The organism is Kitasatospora sp. NPDC101108 (genome assembly GCF_055584725.1).
Window position 1 is genome coordinate 740,912 of the sequence record NZ_JBVJLM010000002.1, and the last position, 13,215, is coordinate 754,126.

The following is a 13,215-nucleotide window of genomic DNA, read 5'->3' on the forward strand; positions in this document are numbered from 1 at the left end:
TGCCCGCGGGCCTACTCGAAGGACGGGCCCGCCGTACGGGTCCGCTTGATCTCGTAGAAGCCCGGGGTGGAGGCCACCAGCAGGGTGCCGTCCCACAGCCGGGCCGCCGCCTCGCCCTTGGGCGCCGGGGTGACCACCGGGCCGAAGAAGGCGACCCGCTCGCCGTCCGCGCCCTCGACCGCGATCACCGGGGTGCCGACGTCCTCGCCGACCAGGGTGATGCCCTCCTTGTGGGAGGCGCGCAGGGCCTCGTCGTACGCGTCGGTGTCCGCCGCGTCCGCCAGCTCGACGGGCAGGCCCGCGGCCGCCAGGGCGGCCTGGACCGTCTCCCGGTTCTGCGGCAGGCCCTGGTTGTGGAAGCGCAGGCCCAGCTCGGTGTACAGGCGGCCCAGCACCTCCTCGCCGTGCTGCTGGGCGGCCGCGATGCACACCCGCACCGCGCCCCAGGCGTTGTCCAGCAGCTCGCGGTAGTTCTGCGGCAGGTCACGGTGCTCGTTGAGCACCGACAGGCTCATCACGTGCCAGTTCACGTCGACCGGGCGCAGCTGCTGGACCTCGATCAGCCAGCGGGACGTCATCCAGGCCCACGGGCAGGCCGGGTCGAACCAGAAGTCGGCGGTCTTGCGCTCAGCGGCAGTCGTCACTGGGTCTCGTCCTTCGTGAGGTGTTCCGAGGCGGCGGGGCACGGCCCCATCCGAACCCCAACACCCGCGCGCCGCCGCTGATTCCGGCCCTGGCGCGGCGGCCTGTGCAATGGTACCGGCCGGGGAGCCCGTGAAAGGATGCCCCTGCGTGCGCGATGCACACCGCGCGCGGACCCGCACCACCCACACGCGCACCACCGTGCGAGCCGGACAAAGGAGTACCGCCGTGCCGGGCAAGAACCTGAGCCGCGAGGAAGCACACCAGCGAGCCGGCGTCCTGGCCGTCGACGGCTACCTGGTCCGGCTGGACGTGACCTCGGCCCCCGACCCGGCCGCCGCCACCTTCCGCTCCACCAGCACGGTCACCTTCCGCTGCTCCCAGCCCGGCACCGGCACCTTCCTCGACCTGCTCGCCCCCGCCGTCCGCTCGGTCACCCTCAACGGCCGTGAACTCGACCCGGCCACCGCCTACGACGGCGCCCGGGTGCACGTCGACGGCCTGGCCGCCGAGAACGTCCTCACCGTCGAGGCCGACTGCGCCTACAGCCGCACCGGCGAGGGCCTGCACCGCTTCGTCGACCCGGCGGACGGCGAGACCTACCTGTACACCCACTACGAGCCGGCCGACGCCCGCCGGGTGTTCGCGAACTTCGAACAGCCCGACCTGAAGGCGCCGTTCACCTTCACGGTGACCGCCCCGGCCGCCTGGGACGTGCGCTCCAACGCCGTGCCCGAGAGCGTCAGCACCGAAGGCGACACCCGCACCTGGGAGTTCGCGCCGACCGCACCGATCTCCACCTACCTCACCGCCGTGGTGGCCGGCCCGTACCACGTCGTGAACGACCACTACAGCCGCGAACTCCCCGGCGGCACCGCCCTGGAGATCCCGCTCGCCGCGCTCTGCCGCAAGTCGCTGGCCCCGCACTTCGACGCGGAGGAGATCCTCGGCGTCACCAAGCTCGGACTCGACTTCTTCCACGAGACCTTCGACTACCCGTACCCCTTCGGGAAGTACGACCAGGTCTTCGTCCCCGAGTACAACATCGGCGCGATGGAGAACCCCGGCTGCGTGACCTTCAAGGAGGAGTTCGTCTTCCGCTCGAAGGTCACCGACGCCGCCTACGAGTCCCGCGCCAACGTCGTGCTGCACGAGATGGCCCACATGTGGTTCGGCGACCTGGTCACCCCGCGCTGGTGGGACGACCTGTGGCTGAAGGAGTCCTTCGCCGACTTCATGGGCTCCTACGCCCAGATCGGCGCCCGCACCCGGTACTCCTCCGCCTGGGTCACCTTCGCCAACCAGCGCAAGGCCTGGGCCTACCGGCAGGACCAGTTCCCCACCACCCACCCGATCACCGCGGACATCCGCGACCTGGAGGACGCCAAGCTCAACTTCGACGGCATCACCTACGCCAAGGGCGCCTCCGTCCTCAAGCAGCTGGTCGCGTACGTCGGCGCGGAGGCCTTCTTCGAGGGCGCCCGCCGCTACTTCAAGCGGCACGCCTTCGGCAACACCGAACTGGGCGACCTGCTGGGCGTGCTGGAGGAGACCAGCGGGCGCGACCTGAAGAGCTGGGCCGCCGCCTGGCTGCAGACCGCCGGCGTCAACGCGCTCACCCCGCAGGTCACCACCGACGCCGAGGGCCGGATCACCGAGCTGGCCGTCCTCCAGGACGGCGATGTGCTGCGCCCGCACCGGATCGCGGTCGGCCTCTACGACCGGGACGCCGACGGCGCCCTGCTGTGCACCGACCGGATCGAGCTGGACGTCACCGGCGCCCGCACCGTCGTCGCCGAGGCCGTCGGCCGCCGACGCCCCGACCTGGTCCTGCTCAACGACGAGGACCTGACCTACTGCAAGATCCGCTTCGACGCCGAATCGCTGGAGACCCTGCGCACCGGCCTCGGCGACATCCGCGACGAGCTGGCCCGGGCGCTCGCCTGGTCCGCCGTCTGGAACCTCACCCGGGACGGTCTGATGCCGGCCCGCGACTACGTCGCCCTGGTGCTGCGCTTCGCCGGCCAGGAGGGCAACATCGGCGTGCTCCAGTCGCTGCACGCCCAGTCCAAGACCGCCGTCGACCTGTACGCCGCCCCCGAGTGGCGCGCCGAGGGCGCCCGGAAGCTCGCCGACGGCGCCCTGCACGAGCTGCGCGCCGCCGTCCCCGGCAGCGACCACCAGCTCGCCTGGGCCCGCTTCCTGGCCCGGACCGCGGGCGGCGCCGAGCACCTCGGCCTGGTCCGCGGCCTGCTGGCCGGCAGCGCCCGGATCGACGGCCTGGAGGTCGACCAGGAGCTGCGCTGGTCGCTGTGGCTGGCGCTGGCCGCCGCCGGGCAGGCCACCGACGAGGAGCTGGCCGGCGAGCTCGCCTCCGACAACACCGCGGGCGGCAAGCGCGAGTACACCCAGTGCCTGGCCGCCCGGCCCACCCCGGAGGCCAAGGCCGCCGCCTGGTCCGCCGTGATCGACTCCGACGAGCTGCCGAGCGCCCTGGTCGAGGCCAACAGCGCGGGCTTCACGATCCCCGCCCAGCGCGACCTGACCGCCCTCTACGCGGCGCCGTACTTCAAGCTGCTGGAGCGGGTCTGGGCCGAGCGGACGATCGAGATCGCGATGCGGATCGTCGGCGGCTTCTTCCCGATCGCCCAGACCGACGAGCAGACCCTGGCCGAGGCGGACGTCTGGCTGGACGGCCACCCGCAGGCCGCGCCGGCGCTGCGCCGGCTGGTGCTGGAGCGCCGGGACGACCTGGCCCGCGCCCTGCGGGCGCAGGCCTGCGACCGGGCCTGACGGGCTGACGACCGGGCCTGACCGGTCTTGATCAGGGGGCCCGCCGACCGCGTGTCGGCGGGCCCCTGCGTCTTCCCGGACCGGGTCGCGGCGCGGCGCCGACGAAGGGGGCGTCGGCATCCGGCGCCGCACGCCGAAGGGGCCGGCCCGCGAAATGCGGTCCGGCCCCTTCGGTGCTGACGCGAGACTCAGCCGATCAGCGAGCGCAGCACGTACTGCAGGATGCCGCCGTTGCGGTAGTAGTCCGCCTCACCGGGGGTGTCGATGCGGACGACCGCGTCGAACTCCTTGTCACCGGCCTTGACCTTGACGGTCTTCGGGGTGCGGCCCTCGTTGAGCTCGGTCACGCCGGTGATGGAGAAGGTCTCCTCGCCGGTCAGGCCGAGGGACTCGGCGTTCTCGCCCTCGGGGAACTGCAGCGGCAGGACGCCCATGCCGATCAGGTTCGAGCGGTGGATGCGCTCGTAGGACTCGGCGATGACGGCCTTGACGCCCAGCAGCGCGGTGCCCTTGGCGGCCCAGTCGCGGGACGAGCCGGAGCCGTACTCCTTGCCCGCCAGGACGACCAGCGGGATGCCGGCGGCCTGGTAGTTCTGCGAGGCGTCGTAGATGAACGACACCGGGGCGTCGGCCTGGGTGAAGTCGCGGGTGTAGCCGCCCTCGGTGCCCGGCGCGATCTGGTTGCGCAGGCGGATGTTGGCGAAGGTGCCGCGGATCATGACCTCGTGGTTGCCACGGCGCGAGCCGTAGGAGTTGAAGTCACGCTTCTCGACGCCGTTGGCGGTCAGGTACTGCGCCGCCGGGGTGCCCGGCTTGATGTTGCCGGCCGGGGAGATGTGGTCGGTGGTGACCGAGTCGCCCAGCTTGGCCAGGACGCGGGCGCCGGCGATGTCGGTCAGCGGGCTCGGGGTCTTGGCCATGCCCTCGAAGTACGGGGGCTTGCGGACGTAGGTGGACTCGGCGTCCCACTCGAAGGTGTTGCCGGTCGGGACCGGGAGCGACTGCCAGCGGTGGTCACCGGCGAAGACGTCCTGGTAGCCCTTGTCGAACATCGCCTCGTCGATGGAGCCGGCGACGGTGTCGGCGACCTCCTGCTCGGACGGCCAGATGTCGGCGAGGAAGACGTCGTTGCCGTCGGCGTCCTGGCCCAGGGCGTCCTTGGTGATGTCGATGTTCATGTTGCCGGCGAGGGCGTAGGCGACCACCAGCGGCGGGGAGGCCAGGTAGTTCATCTTGACGTCCGGGTTGATCCGGCCCTCGAAGTTGCGGTTGCCGGAGAGCACCGAGACGACCGCGAGGTCGGACTCGTTGACGGCGGCCGAGACCTCCTCGGGCAGCGGGCCCGAGTTGCCGATGCAGGTGACGCAGCCGTAGCCGACCAGGTTGAAGCCCAGCTTCTCCATGTACGGGAGCAGGCCGGCCTTCTCGTAGTAGTCCATGACGACCTTGGAGCCGGGCGCCAGGGTGGTCTTGACCCAGGGCTTGACGTGCAGGCCCTTCTCCACGGCCTTCTTCGCCAGCAGGGCGGCGCCCAGCATGACGGAGGGGTTGGAGGTGTTGGTGCAGGAGGTGATCGAGGCGATCACGACCGCGCCGTTGTCGATCTCGTAGGTCGAGCCGTCGGGGGCGGTGACGGTGGTCGGCTTCGAGGCCTCGGCGGAGTAGGCCGGCAGCGCCTCGGCGAACTTGCTCGCGGCCTCGGCCAGGATCACGCGGTCCTGCGGGCGCTTCGGGCCGGAGATCGACGGGACGACGGTGGAGACGTCCAGCTCCAGGTACTCGGAGTAGACCGGCTCGACCGACGGGTCGTGCCAGAGGCCCTGCTCCTTGGCGTACGCCTCGACCAGGGCGAGCTGCTGCTCGTCACGGCCGGTCAGGCGCAGGTAGTTGATGGTCTCGGCGTCGATCGGGAAGATCGCGCAGGTCGAGCCGAACTCCGGCGACATGTTGCCGATGGTGGCGCGGTTGGCCAGCGGGATGGCGCCGATGCCGTCGCCGTAGAACTCGACGAACTTGCCGACCACACCGTGCTTGCGCAGCATCTCGGTGATGGTGAGCACCAGGTCGGTGGCGGTGGTGCCGGCCGGCAGCTCGCCGGTCAGCTTGAAGCCGACGACGCGCGGGATCAGCATGGAGACCGGCTGGCCGAGCATGGCGGCCTCGGCCTCGATGCCGCCGACGCCCCAGCCCAGCACGCCCAGGCCGTTGACCATGGTGGTGTGCGAGTCGGTGCCGACGCAGGTGTCGGGGTACGCCTGGCCGCCGCGGACCATGACGGTGCGGGCCAGGTGCTCGATGTTCACCTGGTGGACGATGCCGGTGCCCGGCGGGACGACCTTGAACTCGTCGAAGGCGGTCTGGCCCCAGCGCAGGAACTGGTAGCGCTCCTTGTTGCGGCCGTACTCGATCTCGACGTTCTGGGTGAAGGCGTCCTTGGTGCCGAACTTGTCGGCGATGACGGAGTGGTCGATGACCAGCTCGGCCGGGGCCAGCGGGTTGATCTTGGCCGGGTCGCCGCCCAGCTCCTTGACGGCCTCGCGCATGGTGGCGAGGTCGACCACGCAGGGCACGCCGGTGAAGTCCTGCATGATCACGCGGGCGGGCGTGAACTGGATCTCCTGGCTCGGCTGGGCGTTCTCGTCCCAGTTGCCGAGGGCGCGGATGTGGTCGGCGGTGATGTTCGCGCCGTCCTCCGTGCGGAGCAGGTTCTCCAGCAGCACCTTGAGGCTGTAGGGCAGCCGCTCGGAACCCTCGACGGCGGAGAGCTTGAAGATCTCGTACGACTCGTCGCCCACCTGCAGCGAGCTGCGGGCGTCGAAGCTGTTCGCGGACACGACTGACTCCTTCTGGGTGCTTCGTGCGGTATCCGGCCGCCACGCGGTGGTAAGGTCAGCCTTACTTAGGCTTGCCTTGTCCGCATCGCCGGTGAGCGCCTCTCGGCAGGTATCTTGATGTCGAGATATATCGTAAGGGGCAGTTATCTCGATGTCGAGATAAACCATAGTGCATGCCGCCACCATCACCACCGTAGGCATACCCCGGTGCGTTTCGACGCAGGTCACCGGGGCGGTTGAGGCCGCCCGGGCGCGGACCCCCGGCCCGCTCCCGATACGGTGGCCGCTGTGCCGACCGGCGGAGGGGGCCGAGGATGATCGTGGTGGACGCGTCCGCGCTGGTGCTGGCGCTCGCCGACCGGGGCCCGCGCGGGGACCGCGCCCGGGCCGAACTGGCCGCCGACGGCGAGTGGTTGGCGCCCGAGCACATCCTCGTCGAGGTGATGCAGTCGCTGCGCGGGCTCTACCTCGCCAAGGAGCTGACCTCCGAGCGGGTCGCCGAACTCACCGGCGAACTGGCCGCGGTGGCCGTCCGCAAGATCGAGGTGGCGCCGCTGCTCGGCCGGATCTGGGAGCTCAAGGACAACCTCACCCCGGACGACGCCGCGTACGTCGCGGTCGCCGAGCGGTACGGCGCACCGCTGGTCACCGCCGACCTGCGGCTGATGCGGGCCAGCGGACCGCGCTGCGAGATCCGGGGCATCGTGCGCGAGGTGAGCTGAGAGTGTCCCCGGCGGCCCGGCGCCGTTAGCAGGGTGACCGTCGCCCCGCCCGTGGAAGGCCCGACCCGATGCCCGCTCCGCTCGCCGCCGCCCTGCTGCCGCTGGCCCTGCTCGCCCCCGCCGCCTCGCCGGTCTCCGTGACGGACACGGCCTTCGACCCGGCGACCGCCTTCGTCCGGCCGACCGCGATCAGCTACGCCGAGGACCTGGTGCCGTACGGCTCGCACGCCCGGATCGTCACCGACCGCTCGGTGCCCGGGCGGACGGCGCTCACCCTGACGGTCGCCGGGCTCGCCCCCCACCACGAGTTCCCGGTGCACCTGCACACCCGCGACTGCGGGGCCGACCCCGCCTCCTCCGGACCGCACTACCAGGACGTCGTCGACCCGGTGCAGCCGTCCACCGACCCGGCCTACGCGAACGACCGCAACGAACTGCGACTGGTGCTGCGCACCGACGGGCGGGGCGCGGGCACCGCGCGGGCGGCGGTGGACTGGCAGCCGCGGCCCGGCGAGGCGCGCTCGCTGGTGCTGCACGCGGGCACCCCGGCCGGGCCGCACGCGGCGGGCGACCGGGTGGCCTGCGTCAGGCTGGCGCGCTGACCCGCCCGAACGGGCTCCCTCAGGAGCCCAGGGTGGCGACCAGGACCGCCTTGATGGTGTGCAGGCGGTTCTCGGCCTGGTCGAAGACGATGGAGTGCGCCGACTCGAACAGCTCGTCGGTGCACTCCAGCTCGGTCATGCCGGTCTCCTCGTACATCTGCCGCCCGACCACGGTGCCGAGGTCGTGGAAGGCGGGCAGGCAGTGCAGGAACTTCACGTTCGGGTTGCCGGTGGCCCGGACGGTGTCCATGGACACCTGGTACGGCTTGAGCAGCTCGATCCGCTCGGCCCAGACCTCCTTGGGCTCGCCCATCGAGACCCAGACGTCGGTGTAGAGGAAGTCCGCGCCGGCCACGCCCTCGGCCACGTCCTCGGTCAGGGTGATCATCGCGCCGGTCTGCTCGGCCAGCGCCTGCGCCGACTTCCGCACCTCCTCGGCCGGCCACAGGGCCCGCGGGGCGACGATCCGGACGTCCATGCCGAGCAGGGCGCCGGTGACCAGCAGCGAGTTGCCCATGTTGTAGCGGGCGTCGCCGAGGTAGGCGAGGGTGACCTCGGCGAGCGGCTTGGTGGTGTGCTCGGTGACGGTGAGCACGTCGGCCAGCATCTGGGTGGGGTGCCACTCGTCGGTCAGGCCGTTCCAGACCGGGACTCCGGCGTGCCGGGCCAGCTCCTCGACGATCTCCTGGCCGTGGCCGCGGTACTCGATGCCGTCGAACATCCGGCCGAGCACCCGGGCGGTGTCCTTGACCGACTCCTTGTGGCCGATCTGCGAGCTGGCCGGGTCCAGGTAGGTGGTGGTGGCGCCCTGGTCGTGCGCGGCGACCTCGAAGGCGCAGCGGGTGCGGGTGGAGGTCTTCTCGAAGATCAGCGCGATGTTCTTCCCGCGCAGCCGGGGCTGCTCGGTGCCCGCATACTTGGCCGCCTTGAGCCCGGCGGCGAGGTCCACCAGGAAGCGGAACTCCTGGGGCGTGAAATCGAGCTCCTTGAGGAAGTGCCTGTTCCGGAGGTTGAAGGCCATGCCGGGCTCCTGGGGTGACGGGACTACGGGAAGACAGCAAGTGTATACGACTATTGGAATTTCTATACAGAAAGGGGGTGAAGCAGGGGAGTCCCGGGCGGAACTCCCCTGCTTCCACCGCGCTCGGCGGCCGGCCTCCGGCCCGGTCAGAGGCGCGGATCCACCGGCTCGGACTCCAGCGCGAGCACCGCGAACACCGGCTCGTGCACCCGCCACAGCGGCTCCCCGGCCGCCAGCCGGTCCAGCGCCTCCAGGCCCAGCGCGTACTCGCGCAGCGCCAGCGAGCGCTTGTGGCCCAGCGAGCGCATCCGCAGCCGGTCCAGGTGCTCGGTGTAGTCCGGGCCGTAGATGATCCGCAGGTACTCCCGGCCGCGCACCTTCACCCCCGGCTGCACCAGACCGCCCGGGCGGCCCTCGCCCCGCGCCGTCCGCACCACCGAGGCCAGCGGCTTGACCACCATGCCCTCGCCGCCCGCCGCCGTCAGCTCCTCCCACCAGGCGGTGGCGGCGGCCACCGAGGCCTCGTCGGCGGTGTCCACCAGCACCCGGCCGGTGCGGTGCAGCACGGGCTCCGCCGCGTCACCGCCCTCCGCCGCGGCCGCCTCGTCGGCGTCCACCAGGCGGTCGATCCGGGCCAGGTGCTCGTCGTGCGGCCGCGCCGCCAGGTTCACCCCCTCGGCGGCCAGCAGCTGGAACGGCGCGAGCCGGATGCCCGACAGGCCCTCGGTCGGCCAGCAGTAGCGCCGGTACGCCTCGGTGAAGGCCCGGGCGTCGGCGGCACGGCGGCGCTGGCGGGAGGTCAGCTCCCCCAGCTCCAGTCCGCGCGCCGCCGCCCGCTCCAGGGCCGACAGCACCTCGGGCAGCGCGGCGCCGGCCGCCGCGCCGACCGCGGCGTACTGGCGGCGCAGCAGCTCCACCGCCTTCAGCGACCAGGGCATCAGCTCGGCGTCCAGCAGCAGCCAGTCGCTGCCCAACTCCTCGAACAGCCCGGCGCGTTCGGCGGCCGACCGGACCCGTCCCAGCACGGCGGCGGTCAGCTCCCCGTCGTCGAGGAAGGCCCGGCCGGTCCGGGTCCAGATCGCGCCCGGCCCGGCCACCCCGAAGCGCCGCTCCAGCGCGGCGCCGTCCCGGGCGACCAGCAGCACCGCGCGCGAGCCCATGTGCTTCTCCTCGCAGACCAGCTGCCGGACACCGTCCTCGCGGTAGGCGGAGAAGGCCTCCTCCGGGTGCTCCAGGTAGCCCTCCCGGCGGGAGGTCGGGCTCGGCGCCATGGTCGGCGGCAGGTAGGCGAGCAGCCGCGGGTCCAGCGCGAAGCGGCTCATCACCTCCAGCGCGGCCGCCGCGTTCTCCTCCCGGACGGCCACCCGTCCGTGCAGGCCGGTCTCCACGGTCCGGCGCCCGGCCACGTCGGCGAGGTCCAGCGGACGGCCCTCGCGGGCGCCCGGCGCGTCGGTGAGCAGCGGGCGCACCGGGGCGTACCACTCCCGCTCGGCCTCGACGGCCACCAGCTCGCGCTCCGGGTAGCGCAGCGCGGTCAGGCTGCCGCCGAAGACGCAGCCGGTGTCCAGGCAGATGGTGTTGTTGAGGAAGCTCGCGCTCGGCACCGGGGTGTGGCCGTAGACCACCAGCGCCCGGCCCCGGTACTCCTCCGCCCACGGGTAGCGCACCGGCAGGCCGTACTCGTCGGTCTCGCCGGTGGTCTCCCCGTACAGGGCGTGCGAGCGCACCCGGCCGGAGGCCCGGCCGTGGTACTTCTCCGGCAGACCGGCGTGGCAGACCACCAGGGCGCCGCCGTCCAGCAGGTAGTGGCTCACCAGGCCGCGCATGAAGGCGCGCACCTCGGCCCTGAACTCCTCGGACTCCCCGGCCAGTTGGTCCAGCGACTCCTGCAGGCCGTACGCGACGGTGACCTTCTTGCCGTCCATCGCGCGGCCCAGCTTGTTCTCGTGGTTGCCGGGCACGCAGAGCGCGTGGCCGGCCGCCACCATGCCCATCACCAGGCGCAGCACGCCCGGGGTGTCCGGGCCTCGGTCGACCAGGTCGCCGACGAACACGGCGGTACGGCCCGCCGGGTGGGCGGCGTCCACCGGGCGGCCCTCGGCGTCCCGGGTGAGGGTGTAGCCCAGGCGGACCAGCAGGGTCTCCAGCTCCGACCGGCAGCCGTGGACGTCGCCGATGACGTCGAACGGGCCGGTGAGGTGGCGCAGGTCGTTGTAGCGCCTCTCCAGCTCGATCCCGGCGGCCGCGACCTCGGCCTCGCCGCGCAGGACGTGCACCTTGCGGAAGCCCTCGCGCTCCAGGCCCCTGAGCGACCTGCGCAGCTCGCGGTGCTGGCGCGGGACCACATGGGCGGGCAGCTGGCGGTCCGGGCGGGAACGGTTGCGCTCGGCGCACACGCCGGGCGGGACGTCCAGCACGATCGCGATCGGCAGCACGTCGTGCTCGCGGGCGAGCTCCACCAGCCGGCGGCGGGCCTCGGGCTGGACGTTGGTGGCGTCCACGACGGTCAGGCGGCCGGCGGCGAGGCGCTTTCCGACGATGTAGTGCAGGACGTCGAAGGCCTCGGCGGAGGCGGACTGGTCGTTCTCGTCGTCGGCGACCAGGCCGCGGCAGAAGTCGGAGGAGACCACCTGGGTGGGGAGGAAGTGGCGGCGGGCGAAGGTGGACTTGCCCGCGCCGCTGGTGCCGATCAGGACGACGAGGGAGACGTCGGTGACGGGGAGGCGGCGAGGGGCGGCGGGGGTCCCGGGTGTCCGGTCGTCGGTTGCGGTGCGGTCGGTTGCGGTGCGGTCGGTTGCGGTGGGGTCGGTTGCGGTGGGGTCGGTTGCGGTGGGGTCGGTTGCGGTGGGGTCGTCGTCGGTCGCGTCGGGCTCGGTCGCATCGGGCTCGGTCGCGGTGTGGTCGTTCTCGGTCGCGTCGTCGGTCATCGGGTCTCGCCTCCCTCGGGCATCGTGGTGGTACCGGTTCCCGGCGTGGCGGTGCCGGTGCGGAACAGGGCCAGCTGGGTCGGCGGGCCGACCTCCGGGTCCTCCGGGCCGACCGGGCGCAGCTCCACCGTGTACCCGTACGCCGCCGCGACCTTCCCGGCCCAAGCCTCGAACTCGGCGCGGGACCACTCGAAGCGGTGGTCGGCGTGCCGGGCGCGGCCCGCCGGGAGGCTCTCCCAACGGATGTTGTACTCGACGTTGGGCGTGGTGACGACGACGGCCCTCGGACGGGCCGCGCCGAACACCGCGTACTCCAGGGCCGGCAGCCGCGGCAGGTCCAGGTGCTCGATCACCTCGCACAGCACCGCCGCGTCGTAGCCCTTCAGCCGGGCGTCGGTGTACGTCAGCGCACCCTGCGCCAGCGTGACCCGCGCGGCCTGCCGCTCGGGCAGACGTGCCAGGCGCAGCTTGCGGTTCGCCGCCTGCAGCGCCCGTGCGGACACGTCCACGCCGAGGATCTCGGTGAAGCGGGCGTCCTTCATCAGCTCGCCGATCAGCTCGCCCTGGCCGCAGCCGAGGTCGGCGACCCGGGCCGCGCCGCTGTCGTGCAGGGCGGCGAGGATCGCGGTGCGGCGCTGCTCGGCGAGGGACGGCGGCCGGGGCGAGGGGGCGTCGGCGGTCCCGGTGGTCGTGGTGATCGTCGTGGTCGTCGTGCTGTCGGTGGTCCCGGTGTCCTCGTCCTCCGGCCGGTCGTCGACCGCGTTGTCGATCTCCTCGACCTCGCGGTCGTCCGCCTCGGCCAGTCGGGCCAGCTCCAGGCGCTCCATCGCGGCCCGGGTCAGCGACCAGCGCCGGGACAGGTAGCGCCGGGCGATCAGGGCGCGCTCGGGGTGGGCGGCCAGCCAGCCCTCACCGGCGGCGAGCAGCTTGTCCACCTCGTCCGGGGCGACCCAGTAGTGCTTGGCGCCGTCCAGCACCGGCAGCAGTACGTACAGCTGCTGGAGCGCGTCGGCGAGCCGGACCGCGTCCGAGACCAGCGCGACCCGCACGTAGCGGGACTCGCCCCACTCCGGGAAGTCCTCGTCCAGCGGGATCGCCGACGCCTCGACCCGCCAGCCGAGCGGCTCGAACAGCCGGGTCACCATCGCCGGGCCGCCGCCCTCGCCCGCACCGTTCGCGGGCACCGCGGGCAGCTCGATCCGCAGCGGGCGGACCTGCCCCGGCAGTTCGGGCCGCAGCGCGCAGTCGCCCTTCATCGCGGAGCGGAACACCGTCCGCAGCGCCACCGCGAGCAGCGAGGACGCGGCGTAGGGGCGGTCGTTGACGTACTGGGAGAGGGCGAAGTCGGGCGAGCCGCCGCGGCCCTTGCCGTTGCCCCGGCCCTTGCGGACCAGGGCGATCGGGTCGACGTCCAGCAGCAGCGCCACCGTGCAGACCTCGTCCCCCGCCACGGGGTAGAAGACGTGGGCCTCGCCGTGCGACGTCGTGAAACGCTGGACCTTGCCGGGGTGCTTGTGCAGCAGGAACCCGAGATCCGTCGCCGGGCTCTCGGCGCTGCCGGTGGTGGAGATCGACATGAACACCCGGCCGAGTATTGCCCAGCGGACAACCGCCGAGCACCGGGTTTTCCGGCCCGGCACGCCGCTGGCCTGCGGGTCCGACCGACGTGTCCGG

Annotated in this window: 8 protein-coding genes; 3 read left to right on the top strand and 5 right to left on the bottom strand. The window is 72.5% G+C overall.

Annotated features, from left to right (window positions below):
* Positions 1 to 11: 11 nt before the first annotated feature.
* Positions 12 to 644 (bottom strand): mycothiol-dependent nitroreductase Rv2466c family protein, encoded by a 633-nt coding sequence (locus tag ACZ6Z8_RS08205; protein WP_465607422.1) that lies wholly within the window; start codon positions 642 to 644, stop codon positions 12 to 14.
* A 226-nt stretch (positions 645 to 870) separates the two neighbouring features.
* Here ACZ6Z8_RS08205 and pepN point away from each other — a divergent pair, with 226 nt between their 5' ends.
* Complete coding sequence (pepN, locus tag ACZ6Z8_RS08210) at positions 871 to 3,435, top strand: aminopeptidase N (protein ID WP_465607424.1); 2,565 nt, start codon at positions 871 to 873, stop codon at positions 3,433 to 3,435.
* Between the two features lie 188 nt (positions 3,436 to 3,623).
* On the opposite strand, the gene acnA is transcribed toward pepN, so the two are convergent.
* Positions 3,624 to 6,269, bottom strand: coding sequence for an aconitate hydratase AcnA (gene acnA / locus ACZ6Z8_RS08215; protein ID WP_465607425.1), 2,646 nt, complete (start codon positions 6,267 to 6,269; stop codon positions 3,624 to 3,626).
* 314 nt (positions 6,270 to 6,583) lie between these two features.
* Here acnA and ACZ6Z8_RS08220 point away from each other — a divergent pair, with 314 nt between their 5' ends.
* Together ACZ6Z8_RS08220 and ACZ6Z8_RS08225 are read left to right on the top strand one after the other, a co-directional pair.
* Positions 6,584 to 6,991 carry a type II toxin-antitoxin system VapC family toxin gene (locus ACZ6Z8_RS08220; protein ID WP_465607427.1) on the top strand — a complete coding sequence of 136 codons (408 nt, stop codon included), beginning with the start codon at positions 6,584 to 6,586 and terminating at the stop codon, positions 6,989 to 6,991.
* Between the two features lie 68 nt (positions 6,992 to 7,059).
* Positions 7,060 to 7,593, top strand: coding sequence for a superoxide dismutase family protein (locus ACZ6Z8_RS08225; RefSeq protein WP_465607429.1), 534 nt, complete (start codon positions 7,060 to 7,062; stop codon positions 7,591 to 7,593).
* 19 nt (positions 7,594 to 7,612) lie between these two features.
* Here the strand turns inward: ACZ6Z8_RS08225 and argF are convergent, their stop codons facing one another.
* The 3 genes from argF to ACZ6Z8_RS08240 all read right to left on the bottom strand — a co-directional run bounded on the left by argF (position 7,613) and on the right by ACZ6Z8_RS08240 (position 13,124).
* On the bottom strand, positions 7,613 to 8,614 hold the full coding sequence (gene argF / locus ACZ6Z8_RS08230; RefSeq protein ID WP_465607431.1) for an ornithine carbamoyltransferase: 1,002 nt from the start codon (positions 8,612 to 8,614) through the stop codon (positions 7,613 to 7,615).
* 146 nt (positions 8,615 to 8,760) lie between these two features.
* The gene (locus tag ACZ6Z8_RS08235; RefSeq protein ID WP_465607433.1) at positions 8,761 to 11,541 is read right to left on the bottom strand and encodes a polynucleotide kinase-phosphatase; all 2,781 of its coding nucleotides are present in this window, start codon (positions 11,539 to 11,541) and stop codon (positions 8,761 to 8,763) included.
* Positions 11,538 to 13,124: a 3' terminal RNA ribose 2'-O-methyltransferase Hen1 gene (locus ACZ6Z8_RS08240; protein ID WP_465607435.1), complete on the bottom strand. Its 1,587-nt coding sequence runs from the start codon at positions 13,122 to 13,124 to the stop codon at positions 11,538 to 11,540. The genes ACZ6Z8_RS08235 and ACZ6Z8_RS08240 overlap by 4 nt, the downstream gene beginning before the upstream one ends.
* Positions 13,125 to 13,215: the final 91 nt, after the last annotated feature.

Excerpts from the sequence above, each read along its gene's own strand:
- ACZ6Z8_RS08225 (WP_465607429.1), top strand. The coding sequence starts at position 7,060 with ATGCCCGCTCCGCTCGCCGCCGCCCTGCTGCCGCTGGCCCTGCTCGCC.
- ACZ6Z8_RS08220 (WP_465607427.1), top strand. The coding sequence starts at position 6,584 with ATGATCGTGGTGGACGCGTCCGCGCTGGTGCTGGCGCTCGCCGACCGG.
- argF (WP_465607431.1), bottom strand. The coding sequence starts at position 8,614 with ATGGCCTTCAACCTCCGGAACAGGCACTTCCTCAAGGAGCTCGATTTC.
- ACZ6Z8_RS08235 (WP_465607433.1), bottom strand. The coding sequence starts at position 11,541 with ATGACCGACGACGCGACCGAGAACGACCACACCGCGACCGAGCCCGAT.